General features: G+C 71.2%; 19 protein-coding genes and 1 tRNA gene. 13 read left to right on the forward strand and 7 right to left on the reverse strand.

The window, feature by feature from the left end; translation table 11 throughout:
• Positions 1-28: 28 nt before the first annotated feature.
• Complete coding sequence (gene mfd, locus OG371_RS09075) at positions 29-3,592, reverse strand: transcription-repair coupling factor (protein ID WP_329072970.1); 3,564 nt, start codon at positions 3,590-3,592, stop codon at positions 29-31.
• Between the two features lie 194 nt (positions 3,593-3,786).
• Between mfd and OG371_RS09080 the strand changes: the two genes are divergently transcribed.
• Positions 3,787-4,779 (forward strand): cyclase family protein, encoded by a 993-nt coding sequence (locus OG371_RS09080; RefSeq protein WP_329067498.1) that lies wholly within the window; start codon positions 3,787-3,789, stop codon positions 4,777-4,779.
• A gap of 60 nt (positions 4,780-4,839) precedes the next feature.
• Here OG371_RS09080 and OG371_RS09085 read toward each other — a convergent pair whose 3' ends face one another.
• Together OG371_RS09085 and OG371_RS09090 are read right to left on the reverse strand one after the other, a co-directional pair.
• On the reverse strand, positions 4,840-5,346 hold the full coding sequence (locus tag OG371_RS09085; protein ID WP_329067499.1) for a DedA family protein: 507 nt from the start codon (positions 5,344-5,346) through the stop codon (positions 4,840-4,842).
• Entirely contained in the window at positions 5,318-5,923 is a 606-nt protein-coding gene (locus OG371_RS09090) for a class I SAM-dependent methyltransferase (RefSeq protein ID WP_329067501.1), read from the reverse strand. The genes OG371_RS09085 and OG371_RS09090 overlap by 29 nt, the downstream gene beginning before the upstream one ends.
• A 129-nt stretch (positions 5,924-6,052) precedes the next feature.
• Between OG371_RS09090 and OG371_RS09095 the strand changes: the two genes are divergently transcribed.
• From OG371_RS09095 to OG371_RS09110, 4 genes are read left to right on the forward strand one after another with little or no spacing between them, the layout of a single operon-like run.
• On the forward strand, positions 6,053-7,198 hold the full coding sequence (locus tag OG371_RS09095) for a sensor histidine kinase (protein ID WP_329067504.1): 1,146 nt from the start codon (positions 6,053-6,055) through the stop codon (positions 7,196-7,198).
• The gene (locus OG371_RS09100) at positions 7,195-7,848 is read left to right on the forward strand and encodes a response regulator transcription factor (RefSeq protein WP_329067506.1); all 654 of its coding nucleotides are present in this window, start codon (positions 7,195-7,197) and stop codon (positions 7,846-7,848) included. Before OG371_RS09095 ends, OG371_RS09100 begins: the two co-directional genes overlap by 4 nt.
• A 38-nt stretch (positions 7,849-7,886) precedes the next feature.
• Positions 7,887-9,065, forward strand: a complete 1,179-nt coding sequence (locus tag OG371_RS09105; RefSeq protein ID WP_329067508.1) for a PQQ-dependent sugar dehydrogenase — start codon at positions 7,887-7,889, stop codon at positions 9,063-9,065.
• Between the two features lie 49 nt (positions 9,066-9,114).
• The gene (locus OG371_RS09110; protein WP_329067510.1) at positions 9,115-9,465 is read left to right on the forward strand and encodes an MmcQ/YjbR family DNA-binding protein; all 351 of its coding nucleotides are present in this window, start codon (positions 9,115-9,117) and stop codon (positions 9,463-9,465) included.
• Here OG371_RS09110 and OG371_RS09115 read toward each other — a convergent pair.
• A complete protein-coding gene (locus OG371_RS09115; protein WP_329067512.1) occupies positions 9,454-10,173 on the reverse strand; it encodes an SDR family NAD(P)-dependent oxidoreductase in 720 nt (239 codons plus the stop codon). The genes OG371_RS09110 and OG371_RS09115 overlap by 12 nt on opposite strands.
• A 25-nt stretch (positions 10,174-10,198) precedes the next feature.
• Between OG371_RS09115 and OG371_RS09120 the strand changes: the two genes are divergently transcribed.
• The 3 genes from OG371_RS09120 (at position 10,199) to OG371_RS09130 (ending at position 11,414) form a co-directional block, all read left to right on the forward strand.
• Positions 10,199-10,744, forward strand: a complete 546-nt coding sequence (locus OG371_RS09120; RefSeq protein WP_442876093.1) for a MarR family winged helix-turn-helix transcriptional regulator — start codon at positions 10,199-10,201, stop codon at positions 10,742-10,744.
• Between the two features lie 109 nt (positions 10,745-10,853).
• On the forward strand, positions 10,854-11,006 hold the full coding sequence (locus OG371_RS09125; protein ID WP_442876094.1) for a hypothetical protein: 153 nt from the start codon (positions 10,854-10,856) through the stop codon (positions 11,004-11,006).
• A gap of 24 nt (positions 11,007-11,030) precedes the next feature.
• On the forward strand, positions 11,031-11,414 hold the full coding sequence (locus OG371_RS09130) for a VOC family protein (protein ID WP_329067516.1): 384 nt from the start codon (positions 11,031-11,033) through the stop codon (positions 11,412-11,414).
• 6 nt (positions 11,415-11,420) lie between these two features.
• Here OG371_RS09130 and OG371_RS09135 read toward each other — a convergent pair whose 3' ends face one another.
• Both OG371_RS09135 and OG371_RS09140 read right to left on the reverse strand, forming a co-directional pair.
• On the reverse strand, positions 11,421-12,011 hold the full coding sequence (locus tag OG371_RS09135) for a TetR/AcrR family transcriptional regulator (RefSeq protein WP_329067518.1): 591 nt from the start codon (positions 12,009-12,011) through the stop codon (positions 11,421-11,423).
• A gap of 105 nt (positions 12,012-12,116) precedes the next feature.
• Complete coding sequence (locus tag OG371_RS09140) at positions 12,117-13,082, reverse strand: acyl-CoA desaturase (RefSeq protein ID WP_329067520.1); 966 nt, start codon at positions 13,080-13,082, stop codon at positions 12,117-12,119.
• Between the two features lie 206 nt (positions 13,083-13,288).
• Between OG371_RS09140 and OG371_RS09145 the strand changes: the two genes are divergently transcribed.
• From OG371_RS09145 to OG371_RS09165, 5 genes are all read left to right on the forward strand, one after another.
• A tRNA-Gln gene (locus tag OG371_RS09145) sits at positions 13,289-13,360 on the forward strand.
• Positions 13,361-13,399: 39 nt separating this feature from the next.
• Entirely contained in the window at positions 13,400-15,154 is a 1,755-nt protein-coding gene (locus tag OG371_RS09150; protein ID WP_329067522.1) for a GGDEF domain-containing protein, read from the forward strand.
• 47 nt (positions 15,155-15,201) lie between these two features.
• Positions 15,202-16,695, forward strand: a complete 1,494-nt coding sequence (gene glmU, locus OG371_RS09155; RefSeq protein ID WP_329067524.1) for a bifunctional UDP-N-acetylglucosamine diphosphorylase/glucosamine-1-phosphate N-acetyltransferase GlmU — start codon at positions 15,202-15,204, stop codon at positions 16,693-16,695.
• Complete coding sequence (locus tag OG371_RS09160; RefSeq protein ID WP_329067526.1) at positions 16,692-17,672, forward strand: ribose-phosphate diphosphokinase; 981 nt, start codon at positions 16,692-16,694, stop codon at positions 17,670-17,672. Before glmU ends, OG371_RS09160 begins: the two co-directional genes overlap by 4 nt.
• 153 nt (positions 17,673-17,825) lie before the next feature.
• The gene (locus tag OG371_RS09165; protein WP_329067528.1) at positions 17,826-18,698 is read left to right on the forward strand and encodes a TIGR03621 family F420-dependent LLM class oxidoreductase; all 873 of its coding nucleotides are present in this window, start codon (positions 17,826-17,828) and stop codon (positions 18,696-18,698) included.
• A gap of 10 nt (positions 18,699-18,708) precedes the next feature.
• Here the strand turns inward: OG371_RS09165 and OG371_RS09170 are convergent, their stop codons facing one another.
• Positions 18,709-19,359, reverse strand: coding sequence for a TetR/AcrR family transcriptional regulator (locus tag OG371_RS09170; protein WP_329067530.1), 651 nt, complete (start codon positions 19,357-19,359; stop codon positions 18,709-18,711).
• Between the last annotated feature and the right edge of the window lie 15 nt (positions 19,360-19,374).

Below are 19,374 nucleotides of genomic sequence, written 5' to 3' on the forward strand. Positions count from 1 at the left end.
ATGAACACTCACGAGCATTCCGCGCCCGTCAAACGGCGGCCGGGGTTTTGGTCAGGTGGGTCAGGAGTTTGGCGCACCACTCCAGTAGTTGTTCATCGCGCAGTGTCGGGGCGCCCATGCGGCCGCCCGCGGGGCCCTCGGTCGGCTTCGGGACCGAGACGGTGTTCGTGATCGCCTTGTACGTCGCCTTGGGGTAGAGGCGCTTGAGGCGGACCAGTTGTGAGTCGGCCAGCGGCAGCGGGGCGAAGCGGATCGTGTTGCCCTGCACCGCGACCTCCGTGACACCGGCCGCGCGGCAGGTGTGGCGGAAGGCGGCCACGGCGAGCAGGCGGGTGACCGGCGCGGGCGGCTGGCCGTAGCGGTCGACGAGTTCCTCGCGGACCGCGTCGAGGCCCGCGGTGTCCGGCGCCGCCGCGATCTTGCGGTAGGCCTCCAGGCGCAGGCGCTCCCCCGGCACGTAGTCGTGCGGGATGTGGGCGTCCACCGGGAGGTCGACGCGGACCTCGGCCAGTTCGTCGTCCTCCGCGGGCTCGGCGCCGGCGTGCCGGCGGAACGCGTCCACGGCCTCGCCGACCAGCCGCACGTACAGGTCGAACCCGACGCCCGCGATGTGGCCGGACTGCTCCGCGCCCAGGATGTTCCCTGCGCCGCGGATCTCCAGGTCCTTCATCGCCACGGCCATGCCCGCGCCCAGCTCGGTGTTCTGCGCGATGGTGGCGAGCCGGTCGTGCGCCGTCTCGGTGAGCGGCGCTTCCGGCGGGTACAGGAAGTACGCGTACCCGCGCTCGCGGCCACGCCCGACGCGGCCGCGAAGCTGGTGCAGCTGCGCGAGCCCGAGCAGGTCTCCGCGCTCGACGATCAGCGTGTTGGCGTTGGAGATGTCCAGCCCGGTCTCGACGATGGTGGTGCACACCAGCACGTCGTACTCGTTCTCCCAGAAGCCCTGGATGATCTTCTCGAGCTTGTCCTCGTTCATCTGCCCGTGGGCGGTCACCACCCGCGCCTCGGGCACCAGCTCGCGGATCCGCCGCGCGGCCTTCTCGATCGACGAAACCCGGTTGTGCACGTAGAACACCTGGCCGTCGCGCAGCAGCTCGCGGCGGACGGCGGCGCCGACCTGCTTGTCGTCGTACGAGCCGACGTACGTGAGGATCGGGTGCCGGTCCTCCGGCGGGGTCAGGATGGTGGACATCTCGCGGATGCCGGCCAGCGACATCTCCAGCGTGCGCGGGATCGGCGTGGCGGACATCGTGAGCACGTCGACGTGCGTGCGCAGCGCCTTGATGTGCTCCTTGTGCTCGACGCCGAACCGCTGCTCCTCGTCGACGATCACCAGGCCGAGGTCCTTGTACCGGATCCCGGTCTGCAGCAGCCGGTGCGTGCCGATCACGATGTCGACCTCACCCTCGGCCAGCTGTTCCAGCACCAGGTCGGACTCGGTCTTGTTGGTGAACCGCGAGAGCCCCTTGATGGTCACCGGGAACGACTGCATGCGCTCGGCGAAGGTGTTCAGGTGCTGCTGCGCGAGCAGCGTGGTGGGCACCAGCACGGCGACCTGCTTGCCGTCCTGCACCGCCTTGAACGCCGCGCGCACGGCGATCTCGGTCTTGCCGTAGCCGACGTCGCCGCAGATCACCCGGTCCATCGGGACGCCGCGCTCCATGTCGGACTTGACCTCGTCGATGGCGGCCAGCTGGTCGTTGGTCTCGGTGAACGGGAACGCGTCCTCCAGCTCGTGCTGCCAGGGCGTGTCCGGGCCGAACGGGTGGCCGGGCGCGGCCTGGCGAGCGGCGTACAGCTGGACCAGCTCGGCCGCGATCTCCTTGACCGCCTTCTTGGCCCTGGCCTTGGTGTTCTTCCAGTCGGAGCCGCCCAGCTTGTTCAGCGTGGGCAGCTCGCCGCCGACGTAGCGCGAGACCTCGTCGAGCTGGTCGGTGGGCACGAAGAGCCGGTCGCCCGGCTGGCCGCGCTTCGACGAGGCGTACTCCAGCAGCAGGTACTCGCGGGTGGCCCCCGCGACGGTGCGCTGCACCATCTCGACGAACCGACCGATGCCGTGTTGTTCGTGCACCACGTAATCGCCCGCCCGCAGCGCCAGCGGGTCCACCGCGTTGCGCCGCCGCGAGGGCATCTTCGCGTTGAGGTCCTTTGTGGACGTTCCGGCGTTCGCGCCGCGGCCGGTGAGGTCGGCCTCCGACAGCACGACGAGCGCCCGCTCCGGCGACACGAAGCCGTCGGACAGGCCGCCGCAGGTGACCGTGACGACGCCGGCCCGCGGGACCGCCGTGAGGCCATCTCCGGCCAGCGTGGCCGGGACCTCGGCGCCGGTCAGCTGCTCGACGGCGCGGCTCGCGGTGCCCTGCCCGGCGACCACGAGCACACCGGTGCCGCCCGCCGCGACGTGCGCGCGCAGGTCGGTCATCGCGCGCTCCAGCTCGCCCCGGTACGCGGGCGCGGGCTCGACGGCGACGCGCAGCACGTCCGCGTCCTCGGTGGTCAGCTGGGTGATCGTCCACCAGGAGCGCCGGGTCTCCTGCGCGTGCTTGGCGACCCCGGTCAGCTCGCGGTAGGCCGACGCGCCGAGGTCGATCGGCGCCTGGCCGCCCGCCGCGGCGGTGGTCCAGGAGGCCTCCAGGAACTCCTGGCCGGTGCGCACCAGGTCGGCGGCGCGGGCGCGGATCTTCTCCGGGTCGGCCAGCAGCACGTGGCTGCCCACGGGCATCGCGTCGGTGAGCAGTTCCAGCTCGTCCTCGCAGAGCACCGGGATGAGCGCCTCCATGCCCTCCACCGGGATGCCGTCGGCGAGCTTGGTGAGCATCTCGGCCAGGTGCGCGTCGGCCTCGTACGTGCCCGCCAGCTCGGCGGCCTTCGCCTTGACCGCTTCGGTGAGCAGCAGCTCGCGGCACGGCGGCGCGGTGACGTGCTGGATCTCGCCGGGCAGCGAGCGCTGGTCGGACACCGCGAACGCGCGGATCTCGCTGACCTCGTCGCCCCAGAACTCGATCCGGACCGGGTGCTGCGCGGTGGGCCCGAACAGGTCGAGGATGCCGCCGCGCACCGCGAACTCGCCGCGCTTCTCGACCATGTCGACCCGGGTGTACGCCAGCTCGACCAGGCGCTCCAGCAGGTCTTCGAAGCTCTGCTCCTCGCCGACCACGAGGTCGACCGGCGCCAGCGAGCCGAGCCCGGGCGCCATCGGCTGGATCAGGCTGCGCACGGTCGAGACGACGACCCGCAGCTCGTCTTCGCCCGTGTGCAGGCGGTGCAGCACCTCCAGCCGGCGCCCGACGGTGTCGGCGCGCGGCGAGAGGCGTTCGTGGGGCAGCGTTTCCCACGACGGGAAGTCGGCGACCCGCTCGCGGCCGAGCAGCGCCGACAGCGCGGTGGTCAGCTCGTCGGCCTCCCGCCCGGTGGCGGTGACCACGAGCACAGGACGGCCGCCGCCGCCCGCTTCGGGTTCTTCGGCGAGGGCCGCGGCGACCAGCTGGCGCGCGGCGACGGGGCCCTGCAGTTCGAGCAACGGGGCGCCCGCCCGCTCGACGACCCCGCGAAGGGCCGGGTCGGGAAGGATGGCTTGGAGGAGTCCGGACAGTGGAGCGTCGGTCACGGTCCCAGACTACGTGCCGGCACCGACAAGATGCCGCTCCCCGCACGAGTGGGCCGCTCGCGACGCCGGCGCCCGGCCGCGTTCACGCAGCGGAACTGTCAGTGGCACGAACGCGCGACGGTATACAAGAGAGATCAACAACTGAAAACTATTCGCGTGTCGGAATCCGGAGGAACACGATGAAGCGCTGGAAGAACCGTCCCGCCGGCTCGAACTGGGGCGATTTCGGCGAAGACGACCAGATCGGCCGGCTCAACCTGATCACGCCCGAGCGCCGCCGGGCCGCGGTGGCCGAAGTCCGCGAGGGCATCGCCTTCCCGCTGAGCCTGCCGCTCGACTTCCCCAAGGGCGAGTACGCGCACGGCCCCCGCAAGCCGCCGACCCTGGCCAGCACCGCGCTCGGGCACAACAACCGCTTCCTGCCGCAGGTCACCGACGTGGTCAACGACGACTACGCGGTCATCCACCTGCAGTACTCGACGCAGTGGGATTCGCTGGCGCACGCGGGCGCCGTGTTCGACCTCGACGGCACCGGCGAGCCGGTCATCTCCTATTACAACGGCTATCGCGCCGGAACGGACATCATCGGCGATCCGGCCGGCTCGGTGGTGCCCCGCGCCGGCGCGCTCGGCATCGAGACCATGGCCCAGACCGCAGTGCAGGGCCGCGGCGTCATGGTCGACCTGGAGCGCGCGATCGGCCGCGAGCGCGTCCTCGTCGGGTACGAAATGCTCGCGGAGATCATGGACGAGCAGGACGTCACCGTCGAGACCGGCGACATCCTGTGCCTGCACACCGGCCTGGCCGAGGTCATCCTGGAGCTCGGCGAGAACCTGACCCAGCAGGCGATGAGCACCAGCTGCGCCGCGCTCGACGGCGGCGACGAGCGGCTGCTGCAGTGGATCACCGACAGCGGCGTGGCGGCGATCGTGGCCGACAACGTCGCCGTCGAGTCGTTCAGCCTCGAACCGGCGGCCGGTGCGGAGCACGCCCTCCCGCTGCACCAGCACTGCCTGTTCAAACAAGGCATCCCGCTCGGGGAGATGTGGTACCTGAGCGGCCTGAACAGCTGGCTGCGGGAGCACGGGCGGTCCCGGTTCCTGATGACCGCGCCCCCGTTGCGGCTGCCCGGCGCCGTCGGCTCGCCGGCCACCGGCGTGGCGACCGTCTGAGCGGAAGCCGCGGCTTCACCGTCCGAATGCGACTGTCCACTTCGGCCGGTGAAGCCCGGCTCACGGCGCGGCCCAGCCGGTGAGCCGGCCGACCGCCAGCTCGGTCCCGGCCCAGAGCACCGCGGCGCACAGGCTGCCGGCGAAGAACCGGCCGTACGGCAACCCCGCCGAGCCGGCCACCCGCGGCACCAGCGTCCGCACCCCGGCCAGGCACCGGCCCGCCACCACAGCCGGCACGCCGTAGCGCGCGACGACGGCCTCGGCCCGGTCCCACCGGGCCGCGCCGATCCGGCGGCCGAACCGGGAGGCGCGCAGCCGCGGCCCCCACAGCCGTCCCTCCAGGTAGGCGAGCTGGTCGCCGGCCACCGCGGCGGTCACCGCGACGGGCAGCGCCAGCCACCACGAGAGCGAGCCGCGCTGCACGAGGAAACCCATGAGCAGCAAGGTGGACAGCGTCGGCAGCACGATCCCCGGCAGCAGCGCCGTCTCGGCCGTGATCAGCAGCGCGCAGACCAGGTAGACCAGCGGCGCCGGCGCGTCAAGAAGCAGCCGCAGCAGGTTCGTCACGGCTGATCCTTCCCGAGAACACCGGCAAGGCCACGCGGTAGACGTACGCGGGTGGCAGGTTGCGCCACACCACGGGCGTCCGCTCGACAACGGCGAAGCGATTTCGCAGCAAGCGGGCGAAGTGGCGGGCCGGGGGCGTCCACGCGGTGTGCGCGTACGCGAAGGTGGTGAAGCGACCGTGCGGCGAAAGCGCGCCGTGCACCGCGCTCAGCACCGAAAGCCGGCGGGCGGCGGACATCGCCGTCCAGGGCAGGCCCGAGACGATGACGTCGACCGGCGGCACGGCGAACGAGGCGAGGTGCTCGGCCGAACCCTCCACCACGTCCAGCGAGGGGAAGCGCGCCCGAAGCGAAGACACGAGACGCGGGTTGATCTCGACAGCCGTGAAGCGCGCGTCGGGGCGAAGCAGAGCGAGGACGGCTTCGGTGAACACGCCCGTGCCCGGCCCGAGTTCGACGACGTTCGCCGCGCGCTCGAGGCCGAGGCCGGCCGTCATGACCTCGGCCAGCCGCGGCGAGCTGGCGGCGACCGCGCCGGTGACCATCGGACGGCGGAGGAACTCCCTGGTGATCGACATCCCCGAAGCTAGGAACCGCTCCCGTCGCCGCGAATCGGCCGAGCGGCCCGGCCGGATCGTCCTGTCGGACGACCCCGGCGGTACCGCGGGAGGACGCGCCGGAGGACCCCCGCGCGTTAGGTTCGGACCGTGGAACGGCTGGTGGTGTGGGCGCGCAAGCAGCGATGGATGGTGGATCTGCCGCTGTACGGCGTCTTCGTGCTCCTGGCGCCCAACGCCGCCTCGCACGAAAGCTGGTCGTTCCGGGCGATCCCGCTGCTGTTCCTGCTCCCGCTGCTGGCCCGCCGCCGCTTCCCGCGGACGGCGGCCGTGCTCGTCATCGCAGGCGTGGTCGCGGTCTACACGAACGAAGTGTGGGCCTACGACCGCGGGCGCAGCGAGCTGGCCATGGCCGTCGTGCTGTTCACGCTGGTGAAGAACGGCGACCGCCGGTTCGCCGTGGTGATCGCGGCCGGCATGGCCGGGCTCGACTGGATGTGGGGCTTCACCTGGGGCGTCGACACGCAGAACCCGACGCTGTCCATCATCGGCGTGATCCCGCTGTACATCGCGGCCTGGGCGCTCGGCGAGTTCTTCCGCGCGCGGGACCAGCTGACCCGCGAGGAGTCGCTGCGCGCCGGGCTGGCCGCTTCGGAGCAGGAGGCCCAGGCGCGCGCCGCCGTCGCCGAAGAGCGCACGCGGATCGCGCGCGAGCTGCACGACGTGCTGGCCCACAGCATGAGCGTGATCGTGCTGAACGCCGAAGGCGCGAAACTGGCCCGGCACCAGGATCCCGACGCCGTCGACCGGACGCTCGACACGATCGGGCGCACCGGCCGGGGCGCGCTCGCGGAACTGCGGCGGCTGCTGGAGGTCATGCACGCCGGCGAGCCCGTGCGCAGTCCCCAGCCGACCGTCGCGGAGCTGCAGGCCCTCGTCGACCAGTGCGGCCGCGAAGTCACGCTCGAGGTGACCGGCGAGGCCGCCGAACTCCCCGCGAGCGCCGCGCTGCAGGCGTACCGCATCGTCCAGGAGGCATTGACCAACATGCTCAAACACGCCCCGCCCGACGCCACCGGCCACGTCCGCGTCGCGTTCACCCGCGCCGAGATCCACGTCGAGGTCACCAACACCGGCGGCCGGGAGCCGGTGGCCGCCGGGCTGCCCTCGGCCGGGCGCGGGCTGGCCGGCATGGCGCAGCGCGTGGAGCTGTACCACGGGCGGCTGGAAACCGGCCCGCTCGCCGGCGGCGGCTACCGCGTGGGCGCGACGCTGCGGATCGGGGACGCGTCGTGACCGCCGTGCTGATCTGCGACGACCAGGAGCTGGTGCGGGTCGGGCTGCGGATGATCGTCGACAGCCAGCCGGACCTGCACGTCGCCGGCGAGGCCGCGGACGGGGCCGAAGCCGTGGCGCTGGCACGGGAGCTGCGGCCGGACCTGGTGCTGATGGACGTGCGGATGCCGGTGCTCGACGGCGTCGCGGCCACCGAGCGGATCTGCGCGGAGCTGCCCGAGGTCCGGGTGCTGGTGATCACCACGTTCGACCTCGACGAGTACGCCTATTCCGCGCTGCGCGCCGGGGCGAGCGGGTTCCTGGTGAAGGACGCGCCCGCCGAGGAGATGCTGGTGGCCGTGCGCGGGGTCCTGCGCGGCGACGCGATGGTGTCGCCGTCCGTCACGCGCCGGCTGCTCGACCGCTATCTCGCTCACGACCACGCGCACGACGGCGCCGGGAAGCTCGCCGCGCTGACCGAGCGGGAGAAGGACGTGCTCGGCCTGGTCGCGCGCGGGCTGTCGAACGGCGAGATCGCCGGCCAGCTCTTCATCGGCGAGACGACCGTGAAAACGCATGTCGGACGGGTGCTGGCCAAGCTCGGCCTGCGCGACCGGGTGCACGCCGTGGTCTTCGCCTACGAGTCCGGGCTGGTCCGTCCGGGCGGCTGATCCGGCGATCTTTCCGGTTTGTCCGGCATGCTGGGCCCATGCGCCTCTCCGTGCCAGCCCTGTTCGCGACGTTGGTGGTGCTCACCGCGGCCTGCTCCAGCCCGCCGGGCAACGCCCAGACGCCGCCGGCCACCACCACCACGCCGGCGGCCGGCGGCTTCCACGTCGAAGAGATCGCGAGCGGGCTGGAGCACGGCTGGGACATCGGCTTCCTGCCCGGCGGCGCCATGCTCGTCACGCAACGCCCGGGCCGGCTCGCGCTGGTGCGCGACGGCCGGACGACCGAGGTGCGCGCCGACTTCTCCGACGTCCTCGTCCAGGGTGAGGGCGGGCTGATGGGCCTGGTGCTGGCGGCGGACTTCGCGTCGTCGCGCGAGTTCACCACCTGCCAGACGCACCAGGAGAACGGCAAGGCCGTCGACATCCGGCTGGTCACCTGGCGGCTGGCCGAGGACGACGCCAGCGCGGTGAAGGCGCGCGACCTGCTCACCGGCCTGCCGGTGAACCCGAGCGGGCGCCACTCCGGCTGCCGCCCGACGCTGGCCCCGGACGGCGCGCTGCTCGTCGGCACCGGCGACACCGCGACCGCGGCGGTCTCGCAGGACCGGCACCGGCTCGGCGGCAAGGTGCTGCGGATCGACGCCAAGACCGGGGAACCGTTGCCGGACAACCCGTTCTTCGCCTCGGCCGATCCGAACGAGCGGCGGATCTGGACGTACGGGCACCGCAACATCCAGGGCGTCGCCATCCGCCCCGGCACCAGGCAGGTGATCACCTCGGAGCACGGGCCGGCGTTCGACGACGAGGTCAACCTGATCCAGCGCGGCGGCAACTACGGCTGGGACCCGTCCAAGGGCGGCACCGACACCTCGTATGACGAGAGCGTGCCGATGACGGACAAGAAGCGGTTCCCGGACGCCATCAGTCCACTGTGGACCACCGGCTCGATCACCGAGGCGACCAGCGGCGACGCGTTCCTCACCGGCGAGCAGTGGGGCGCGAACAACGGCGCGCTGGCCGTCGCGGCGCTCAAGGGCCAGAAGCTCCTGCTACTGCACCTCGACGCCGCCGCGAACGTCACGAGCGTGACCCTGCCCAAGGAGTTCGACGACAAGTTCGGCCGCCTCCGCGGCGTCCGCAGCGGCCCGGACGGCGCGCTCTACGTGACAACCTCCAACGGCGACAACGACAAACTGCTGCGCGTGACACCGTCATGAGCGGCTTCACTGACAGCAGATGTCAGGGAAGCCGCGCTAGCGTCTGCCGATGGTGACCATCGACGACGTACGCCAGCTCGCACGGACCCTGCCGCGCAGCACCGAAGCGCTGGTCCGGGACCGGGTGAAGTTCCGCATCGGCCAGATCGTCTACCTGGCCTTCTCCCGCGACGAGACGACCATGGGCTTCGCCTTCCCGCGAGAGCAGCGGGACGCGCTGGTCGCGGGCGAGCCGGAGAAGTTCCTGCCGCCCGAGCCCTCCGACGAGCGCTTCCAGTGGGTCCGCGTGCGGCTCGCCGCGCTGGAGGCCGACGAGATGGCCGAGCTGGTCCTCGACGCGTGGCGGATGTGTGTGCCGAAACGCGTCGCCTCCGCGTATCTGGATGGTTCAGCGACCTGAGTGCGCGCCCCCGTTGACGTGCACCACCTGCCCGGTCACGTGCCCGGCGGCGGGGCTCGCGAGGAACGCCACGACGTCCGCGACATCCTCCGGGACGCCGGCGCGCTTGGTCATCGTGTTGCCGACCAGGCGGGCGCGGCGCTCGTCGGTGAGCTTGCCGTGGAAGAACTCCGTGTCGACGATCAGGCCGGGGGCCACCACGTTCGCGGTGATGCCGCGCGGGCCGAGCATGCGGCCGACGTCGGTGTTCCACGCCTCGACGGCCGCTTTCGCCCAGCCGTACGAGCCGCCGCCGGTGTGCGCGGCGATGGAGCCGATGGTGATCACGCGGCCGTGGTCGGCGAGCCGGTCGCGCAGGCCCGAGGTGATCAGCGCGGCGGTGAACACGTTGGCCCGGAAGTTCGCGGTCCAGGCGAGGTCGAGCGAGGCCAGGTCGGCGTCGTCCTCACGGAGGAAATCGGTGTTCCCGCCCGCATTGTTGACCAGTACGTCGACGGTTTCGGGCAGCTCGCCCAGCGCGTTCGCGACCGCGGTGGAATCGGCCGCGTCGAAGACCACCGCCCGGGCGCCCAGCAGGGCCGCGGCCTCGGTGAGCACGCCCTCCCGGCGGCCGGTGATCGTCACGCGGTCGCCGTCCCGGGCGAACCGGGAAGCCACCGCGTACCCGATTCCCGTGCCCCCGCCGGTCACCACGACGTCGCGACTCATCAAATACATCCTTTACTGTTAAAGTATGTCCATGGACGACCGTACCCGCGAGCCGGAAAACGCGTCAAGCGACGAGGTCGACGAGATCCAGCGGGCGTGGCGGCGCGAGCAGCCGGGCGCGCCCGTGGCGTCGATCGGCGTCATCACGCGGATCTGGCACATCGCGAAGCTGCTGGAGGATGATCGGCGCGCGACCATGCTGCGGCTGGGCGTGGACGCGTCGACGCGGACGCTCCTGAGCACGCTGCGCCGCGCGGGGGCGCCGTACCGGCTGACGGCGGGCGAGCTGGCGAAGCGCTGCCGCGTCAGCCCCGGCGCCATTTCCCAGCAGACGGCCCGCGCCGAGCGCGAGGGGCACGTCCGCCGCGTCAAGTCCACAGAGGACCGTCGCACGGTGCACGTCGAGCTGACCGCGGCCGGGCACGAGCTGATCGAGCGCACCGTGACCGACCTGCTCGAACACGAGGAGACGCTGGTCTCGGCCCTCACCCCGGCCCAGCGCGACCAGCTGGCCGACCTGTTGCGCCTCCTGCTCGCCGACCTCGATCGCCGGGCCGACAAGGACTCGTGAGTGTTTATGACGGTTAGAACCGTCATAAACACTCACGAGTCCTGGTACTTCCCCGGCCGGCGCCTGGGAAGCGCAGGCGCACGGCCGCGCGTCCGGCGTGGTGGTGCGGATGACCTGCTACACCGCCGAATCCACCGGCACCCTCACGCCGAGCAGTGAGATCGCGGAACTCGCGTGGCTCGGGTACGCCGACCGCCCACGCGTCTCCGCCGTGGACCAGCTGATCTTCGACGACCTGCACTCGCAAGGGCTGCTGCGCTGACCGGCCTCGCCTAGGCTGTTTCCCATGCTGCGACTCGGTTTCCCCGTCATCGGGGTGGAAGACGTCAAGCGGGCGGCTGATTTCTGGACGGCTGCGCTGAACCTCGTCGAGACGGCGGAGTGGGAGAGCCAGACCTGGCGCACGCTCGGCCACGCCGACGGTTCCGGGCACGCGCTGGCCCTCATGCGCAGCGAGTCGCCCGCCGAGGAAAAGCCCCGCCTGCACCTCGATCTGCTGGTGGACACCGCGGCCGAACAGGAAGCCGAAATCGAGCGACTGCTGGCCCTCGGCGCGAGCCACGTCGACTGGGCGGACTACCCGCCGAAGCCGGACTTCGTGGTGCTGGCAGATCCGGACGGCAACCGGTTCTGCGTCGTCGACCTCAGCAGCGCGCCGTCCGGCGGCTGAGACCGCTCAACCGAGCAGTTTGGGCTTGTGCTCCAAGTGGGACAACCCGTTCCACGCCAGGTTCACCAGGTGCGCCGCCACTTCGTCGCGCTTCGGCTTGCGGGCGTCGAGCCACCACTGACCGGTCAGCGCGACCATGCCGACCAGAGCCTGGGCGTACACCGCGGAAAGCTTCTCCTCGTACCCGCGCGCGGCGAACTGCTGCGCGAGGATGTGCTCCACCTGGCTGGCGATGTCGTTCAGCACAGTGGAAAACGTGCCGGTGGAGCTGGCCACCGGGGAATCGCGGACCAGGATGCGGAAGCCGTCGTGGGAGTCCTCGACGTAGCCGAGCAACGCGCCGGCCGCCTGTTCCAGCATCACCCGCGGGTGGCCGCCGTGCAGGGTCGAGACCATGCGGTCGAGCAGGACGCGCGTCTCGCGGTCCACGACCACCGCGTAGATGCCTTCCTTGCCACCGAAATGCTCGTACACCACCGGCTTGGAGACGTTGGCGCGAGCCGCGATCTCCTCCACCGAGGTGCCGTCGAAACCCTTCTCCGCGAACAGGGCCCGCGCCACGTTCAGCAATTGCTGCCTGCGCTCGCTGCCCGTCATGCGGACCCGGGTCACCGGAGCGGTCGGTCGCGCTCCGGTGACGGCCGCCTCTCGCTTGGCCCGTCGTCTCCCCGCCACCGGGGCAGACTACGCCGAACCGGAGACCTACTTCGCTTCGGCGGCGATCCGCGCCAGCCGCTGCGGGGTCGGCCAGCGCACGTCGTGCACCCAGCCGAACTTCTCGAAGATCCAGATCAGCCGGGCGGACATGTCGATCTGGCCGCGCTGCACGCCGTGCCGCGCGGACGTCGGGTCGGCGTGGTGCAGGTTGTGCCAGGACTCGCCGAAGGAGAAGATCGCCAGCGGCCAGAAGTTGGCCGACTTGTCCCGCGCGGCGAACGGGCGCTCGCCGATCATGTGGCAGATCGAGTTGACCGACCAGGTCACGTGGTGCAGCACGCAGATGCGCACCAGCCCGGCCCAGAAGAACGCGGTCACCGCGCCCCAGAACGACCACGAGATCAGCCCGCCCAGCAGCGCCGGCAGCAGCAGGCTGACCAGTGCCCAGAGCCAGAACAGGTCGTCGACCTTGCGGATGGCGCTGTCCTTGACCAGATCGGGCGCGAACCGCCCCTGGTTGCTGGTGTCGCGCTCGAACAGCCAGCCCATGTGCGCGTGCCAGAAGCCCTTGGCGATGGCCATCGGCGAGGTGCCGAACGCCCACGGGGAGTGCGGGTCGCCGTCGCGGTCGGAGAACGCGTGGTGCCGGCGGTGGTCCGCCACCCAGGTGATCACCGGGCCCTGCAAGGCGATGCTGCCGGCGATGGCCAGCACCACGCGCAGCCACGTCTTGGCCTTGAACGAGCCGTGCGTGAAGTAACGGTGGTAGGCCACGGTGATGCCGAGCCCGCTGATCCCGTAGAAGACCACGAACAGCCCGACGTCGACCCAGCTCAGGCCCCAGCCCCAGGCGAACGGGACGGCGACCAGGAGCGCCACCAGCGGCGCGATCACGCCGAAGTACACGGAGAACTGGACCCCGATCGACCGGTGCCCCTCGATGATCGGTTTGGGCCCCTTCGGGGCCGGTGGCTCTCCAGCGGGCTGGGAACGGTCAAGGGTGGCCGTCATACAGTTCACTTCTTCCTACGAGCCCTTACGAAGGGTCACCTTACCTACGATGCCGTAAGTTACGGTACAGGAGGTTTCACGCCCTGGGGAGGCCCGATTTGCCCGTTCCCCGGGTAGTCAACTGCTTTTACCGGGTACCCACCGCGCGCGGGCGTCACCCTCCCGCGACCGGGGTCCTCGATCATCGCTATCCTGACCAGGATCGATCCGCCGTAGTGTAATCGGCAGCACTTCAGATTTTGGTTCTGACGGTTCAGGTTCGAATCCTGGCGGCGGAGCAGCGGAACGTTCCTGGCGGCCTTGGCGATGGGGGGTGGGTGCGCCTGACCGACGAAGCGACCGACGACACGGGGGCCAGGCGCCCGACCCTCGCGGAGATGTCCGACGCCTGGCTGGTTGGCCGGGGCCGTGAGCTGATCGCGGCGGTCCAGCGGCAGCCGCACGAGCAGCAGCTCGAGATCGTCGCGATCATGGACGAGCTGCTCGAAGAGACCCTGCGCCGCGGCGAGCCCACACTGGTCGCGCAGCTGTTGCGCGCGTCCGCCTTCGCCCGCCTGGTCACGCGCGGCCTGGCCGCCGAGGCCGAGCCGCGGCTCGACGAGATGCTCGCGCACACCCGGCGCCACGGCCTTTCCCTGTTGCGCGCCGACGCGCACGCCCTGCGCGGGCGCCGGCTGGTGCTGGCCGCGCAGGAGGACGCCGCGCTCACCGAGATCGCCAGGGCGCTGGCGATCCTGGACGACTCCACCATCCCGGACCGCCAGATCGGCATCCGCAACTGGAACCGGATGCTGTCCAACGCCTTGCTCGACTGCTGGATCGTGCTCAACCAGCTCGGCGTGTACGAGGCCGCCGAGGAGGTGCTCGGCCGCGCGCACCAGGCGATCCGCGACAGCGCGAGCCCGCACGAGATCACCCTGCAGCTGATGAACCGGGTGCGGCTGATGCTCGGCTGGGGCCTGCGGCTGGAGCGCGTCGAGCAGTACGACGAGGCCAGGGAGAAGTTCCGCACGGCCGCGTCGATGGCGGTCGCGGCCGAGGGCCCGTTCGCCGAGTCACTGTTCCCGCGCAAGGCCGGCGTCGCGGCCGTCGACCAGGTCGGTGTGCTCGCGTCCGCGCTCGCGCTGCACAACCCGAGTGAAGACCAGGTGGCGCGCCTGCACGAGCTGAACAGCGGCCAGCAGTTCCCGCACGAGCAGGAGATCGTCGCCATCGCGCTGGCCCGCTGCCTGGACCGGTCCGACCGCCGCGAGGAAGCGCTGCAGGTGCTGCTCGACGTCCGCGCGGCGATGAACAGGGACCTCTCGCAGCCGTCGATGCGGCTCAACGTGGCCCGCGAGCTCGCCCGCCTGGACACCTCGAAGGACTTCCAGACCGGCGCCAGCCCTTCGATGATCGACTACGCCACCACACTCGAGGCCGAGATGTGGACGCTGCGCGAGTCGCAGATCGCCACGCTGAACGCCCGCCGCGAGCACGAGCGCCTCTCCGCCGAACACGGCGCGATCACCCAGCAGGCCCTGCAGGACCCGCTCACCGGGCTGCCGAACCGCCGCGCGCTGGACGAGCGCCTGCGCACGCTGGCTTCGTCGGCCGACGCGCAGCCGCTGGCCGTCGGGCTGGTCGACCTCGACGGCTTCAAGGGCGTCAACGACCGGCAGTCGCACGCCGAGGGCGACAACGTGCTCCGTGTCGTCGCGAGCACGCTTCGTGACGCCTTGCGCGGCGACGACGTCGTCGCGCGGTACGGCGGCGACGAGTTCATCGTGCTGCTCCCGGGCGCGCCCGCGTCGGCGGCGAAGATGGCGCTGGGGCGCGCAGTGAAATCCGTCGCAGACCTGCCACACCACCTTTCGCACGGCGTCACGCTCTCGATCGGCCTGGTTTCACTGCGCCCGCAGGAACGGGCCGAGCAGGTGCTCGCACGCGCGGATGCCGCTATGTACCAGGCAAAACGCGGTGGCGGCAACCAGGTGGCGTCGGCCAACTCGATGGCCACCGACGCGGGCGCCGGCTGGCCCGACGGGAGCAGCCCGACCGACCCCGCGTGGGACTCCGAAGACCCCACGTAGGATCGTTGGCCGACGGAGACCACACCGGTGAATCATTGGGAGTGTCGTTGAGCGGCCCGCTGAGCACGCTGATCCTCGCCGCGGGTGAGGGCACCCGCATGCGTTCGTCCACCCCCAAGGTGCTGCACCCGATCGCCGGGCGCGCCTTGGTGGAGCACGCTGTCCGCGCCGCGGCCGGACTGGACCCGGAGCACCTCGTCGTGGTGATCGGCCACGGCCGTGACGCCGTCGGCGCCGAGCTGGCGCGCGTCGGCGGGGTGCTGGGCCGCGAAGTCACCACCGCCGTGCAGGCCGAGCAGAAGGGCACCGGGCACGCCGTTTCCTGCGCGCTGCGCGAGCTGCCGGACGGCCTGACCGGCACCGTGCTCGTCAGCTACGGCGACGTGCCGCTGCTGGACACCGAGACGCTGTCCGCGCTGCTGGCCGAGCACACCGGCTCGGGCAACGCGGTCACCGTGCTCACCGCTGTGGTCGCCGATCCGTCCGGCTACGGCCGGATCGTGCGCGACGACGCGGGCGGGGTGAGCGCCATCGTCGAGCACAAGGACGCGACGCCGGCGCAGCATGAGATCCAGGAGATCAACTCCGGCGTCTACGCGTTCGACGCCGCGGTGCTGACCGACGGCCTCTCGCGCTTGTCGACCGACAACGCGCAGGGCGAGCTGTACCTCACCGACGTGCTCGGCATCGCCCGAGAGGACGGCAAGGGCGTCGGCGCGCTGGTGGTCGACGACCCGTGGGTCACCGAGGGCGTGAACGACCGCGTGCAGCTCTCGGTGCTGGGCGCTGAGTACAACCGCCGGATCGTGCGCCGCTGGCAGCGCGAGGGCGTGACCGTGACCGACCCGGCCACCACCTGGATCGGCGCGGACGTGACGCTCGCCCGCGACGTCCTGCTGGAGCCGAACACCCAGCTCAAGGGCGCCACCTCGGTCGGCGAGGGCTCGGTGGTCGGCCCGGACACCACGCTCACCGACGTGGTCATCGGCGCGCACGCCTCGGTCGTGCGCGTGCACGGCTCCGGCTCCGAGCTGGGCGACGGCGTGAACGTCGGCCCGTACACCTACCTGCGGCCGGGCACGAAGCTCGGCGCCAAGGGCAAGCTGGGCGCGTTCGTCGAGACCAAGAACGCCGAAATCGGCACCGGCACCAAGGTGCCGCACCTGACCTACGTCGGCGACGCGAAGATCGGCGAGCACAGCAACATCGGCTGCTCCAGCGTGTTCGTGAACTACGACGGGGTGGGCAAGCACCACACCGTCGTCGGCTCGCACGTGCGCCTCGGCGCGGACAACACGCTGGTGGCGCCGGTGCGGATCGGCGACGGCGCTTACAGTGGGGCGGGTGCGGTGATCCGCGACGACGTCCCGCCGGGTGCGCTGGCGGTGTCGGCGGGCCCGCAGCGCACCATCGAAGGCTGGGCGGGCCGGCGCAGGCCGGGCACGCCCGCGGCGGAGGCGGCTGAAGCCGCGCTCGCCGCGCAGCAGGACACCGCCGTGTCCGTGGCAGAAGCAGGAACCGACGGGGAGTCGCCAGCATGAGTCCGAAGTCAGGCACACCGAAGAAGAACCTGATGCTCTTCTCCGGTCGCGCGCACCGTGAGCTCGCGGAAGAGGTGGCCGAGCACCTCAATGTGACGATCACCCCGCAGACCGCGCACACGTTCGCCAACGGCGAGCTGTTCGTGCGGTTCGAGGAGTCGGTGCGCGGCACCGACGCCTTCGTGATCCAGGCGCACACCACGCCCATCAACGAGTACGTGATGGAGCAGCTGATCATGGTGGACGCGCTCAAGCGGGCGAGCGCGAAGCGGATCACCGTGGTGATGCCGTTCTACCCGTACGCGCGGCAGGACAAGAAGCACAAGGGCCGCGAGCCGATCTCGGCCCGGCTGATCGCGGACCTGTTCAAGACCGCGGGCGCCGACCGGATCATGACGGTCGACCTGCACACTGCGCAGATCCAGGGCTTCTTCGACGGCCCGGTCGACCACCTGATGGCCCAGTCGGTCCTCGCCGACCACATCAAGGCCACCTACGGCGACGCGGACATCACCGTCGTCTCGCCGGACTCGGGCCGCGTGCGGCTGGCCGAGAAGTGGGCGCAGCAGCTGGGCGACCGGCCGATCGCGTTCATCCACAAGACGCGCGACCCGGACAAGCCCAACCAGGCCGTGGCCAATCGCGTGGTCGGCAAGGTGCAGGGCAAGCTCTGCGTGCTGATCGACGACATGATCGACACCGGCGGCACGATCGTGAAGGCCACCGAGGCGCTGATCCAGGAGGGCGCGGCGGACGTGGTCATCGCGACCACGCACGGCATCCTCTCCGACCCCGCGACCGAGCGGCTCTCGCAGTGCAAGGCCCGCGAGGTCATCGTCACCAACACGCTGCCGATCCCGGAGGAGAAGCGCTTCCCGGGGCTGACGGTGCTGTCCATCGCGCCGATGCTCGCCGAGGCCATCCAGCAGGTCTTCGAGGACGGCTCGGTCACCTCGCTGTTCGACGGCGCCGCCTGACCGCTTTCCGAAGTCCGTCAAGGCCTCCTTACCCGCGTCGGACGCGGGTAAGGAGGCCTTGACGGCGTCTGACCCGTTTCGCCGCAGGTGAACCTCGGTCCGCCGGCGGCGAAATCGTCTCCGCCCCCGCTGCCGAGGGGTTAGTTTCGCCGCATGGGGAAATTCAAATTCGGCGTCAGCCTCCGCGGTGTGACGGACCGGGCCGAGTGGGTCGCCAAGTGCCGCCGGGCCGAAGAGCTGGGCTACGACGTCATCACGGTGCCCGACCATCTCGGCCCCGGCCGTCCCGCGCCGTTCCCGGCGCTGGTGGCCGCGGCCGCCGTCACCGAGCGGCCGCGAGTGGGCACGCTGGTGTCCAACGTGCCGTTCTACAACCTGGCGCTCTTCGCGCGTGACGTCGCGACCACCGACGCGCTCACCGGCGGCCGGCTCGACCTCGGGCTCGGGTCCGGCCATATGAAGTCCGAGTTCGACGACGCCGGGCTGCCGTGGCGCAAGGCGTCCGAGCGGATCGACTACCTGGTCGAAGGCCTCGACGAGCTGAAGACCCGTCTCGCCGAGGAGGGCGGCCTGCCGCGCCTGCTGATCGCGGGCAACAGCGACGGGGTGCTGCGCCTCGCCGCGAAGCACGCCGACATCGCGGGCTTCGCTGGGCTTCGGCAGGACCGCGGGAAACCGCCGGGCACCTTCGTGCTCGACAACGCCGAGGCGATGGACGAACGCGTCCGCTACTTCCGCTCGCTCGCCGGCGACCGCGAGGTCGAGTACAACATGCTGGTCCAGCGCGTGGTCGTGACCGAAGACCGCCGCGCCGCGGCAGCCGAGTGGCACACGGACACCGACGAACGCTCGGCGGCGGACGTCGACGAGCTGCTGACCGCGCCACAACTGCTCCTCGGCACGGTCGACGAGATCGTCCAGCAACTCCTCGACCGACGTGAGCGCTACGGCTTCTCCTACATCACCGTCTTCGAGGCGATGCTGGAAACCTTCGCCCCGGTGCTCGCCGAGCTCCGCGGTCAGTAGCGAGTTCTCCTTACTCCGCAACACTTTCCGCCGCTGACCGAACCTTCGCCACCGCCTCACCGGCAATCAGCGTCAGCACCCGGCCGAGCAGGTCGTCCGGGACGGCCTCGTCGTCGATGTCCGATTCGACGGCGAGGCCGTTGCTGAGCGCCAGCAGGATCACGGCGAACTCCTGCGGCGGCAGCGGCAGGTCCAGGTCCAGCCCCTCGGACAGCCGTTCCAGCGCCCGCGCGATGGTCGTGCGGACCTCGCGGCGGCGCAGCTTCAACGCGTCGCGCCGGTGCTCGTCGTGATGGGCCAGGGCGAAGAACTCCGCGAGCAGCCGGTGCCAGACAGCGTCCGTGCGCATCTCGTGCATCAGCACCGCCGCGACGTTCGCCAGGCCCACGCCACCGTCGCCGGCCTCCGCGAAACCGGCCAGGCTCGCCTCGAGCCGGTGCGCGGCGTGCTCCTCCATCAGCGCAAGCACCAGCTCGTCCTTCGATGCGAAGCTCGAATACACCGCGCCCTTGGTCAGTCCCGCGGCCGCGGCGACCTCGGTCAGCTTCGACGCCGCGATCCCGCGCTCGCCGAAGACGGTGAACGCCGCGTCGAGGATGCGACGGCGGGTTTCGGCCCGCGTCGGCCGCGTCCGGCCGGGTCCGGGTTCCAGCGCGGCCATCGGCCGGTCCTCCCT

Source organism: Amycolatopsis sp. NBC_01480 (genome assembly GCF_036227205.1).
Classification (GTDB): domain Bacteria; phylum Actinomycetota; class Actinomycetes; order Mycobacteriales; family Pseudonocardiaceae; genus Amycolatopsis.

Excerpts from the sequence above, each read along its gene's own strand:
- OG371_RS09080 (WP_329067498.1), top strand. The coding sequence starts at position 3,787 with ATGAAGCGCTGGAAGAACCGTCCCGCCGGCTCGAACTGGGGCGATTTC.
- OG371_RS09090 (WP_329067501.1), bottom strand. The coding sequence starts at position 5,923 with ATGTCGATCACCAGGGAGTTCCTCCGCCGTCCGATGGTCACCGGCGCG.
- OG371_RS09105 (WP_329067508.1), top strand. The coding sequence starts at position 7,887 with ATGCGCCTCTCCGTGCCAGCCCTGTTCGCGACGTTGGTGGTGCTCACC.
- OG371_RS09110 (WP_329067510.1), top strand. The coding sequence starts at position 9,115 with ATGGTGACCATCGACGACGTACGCCAGCTCGCACGGACCCTGCCGCGC.
- OG371_RS09115 (WP_329067512.1), bottom strand. The coding sequence starts at position 10,173 with ATGAGTCGCGACGTCGTGGTGACCGGCGGGGGCACGGGAATCGGGTAC.
- OG371_RS09120 (WP_442876093.1), top strand. The coding sequence starts at position 10,199 with ATGTCCATGGACGACCGTACCCGCGAGCCGGAAAACGCGTCAAGCGAC.
- OG371_RS09125 (WP_442876094.1), top strand. The coding sequence starts at position 10,854 with ATGACCTGCTACACCGCCGAATCCACCGGCACCCTCACGCCGAGCAGT.
- OG371_RS09130 (WP_329067516.1), top strand. The coding sequence starts at position 11,031 with ATGCTGCGACTCGGTTTCCCCGTCATCGGGGTGGAAGACGTCAAGCGG.
- OG371_RS09135 (WP_329067518.1), bottom strand. The coding sequence starts at position 12,011 with ATGACGGGCAGCGAGCGCAGGCAGCAATTGCTGAACGTGGCGCGGGCC.
- OG371_RS09140 (WP_329067520.1), bottom strand. The coding sequence starts at position 13,082 with ATGACGGCCACCCTTGACCGTTCCCAGCCCGCTGGAGAGCCACCGGCC.
- OG371_RS09160 (WP_329067526.1), top strand. The coding sequence starts at position 16,692 with ATGAGTCCGAAGTCAGGCACACCGAAGAAGAACCTGATGCTCTTCTCC.
- OG371_RS09165 (WP_329067528.1), top strand. The coding sequence starts at position 17,826 with ATGGGGAAATTCAAATTCGGCGTCAGCCTCCGCGGTGTGACGGACCGG.
- OG371_RS09170 (WP_329067530.1), bottom strand. The coding sequence starts at position 19,359 with ATGGCCGCGCTGGAACCCGGACCCGGCCGGACGCGGCCGACGCGGGCC.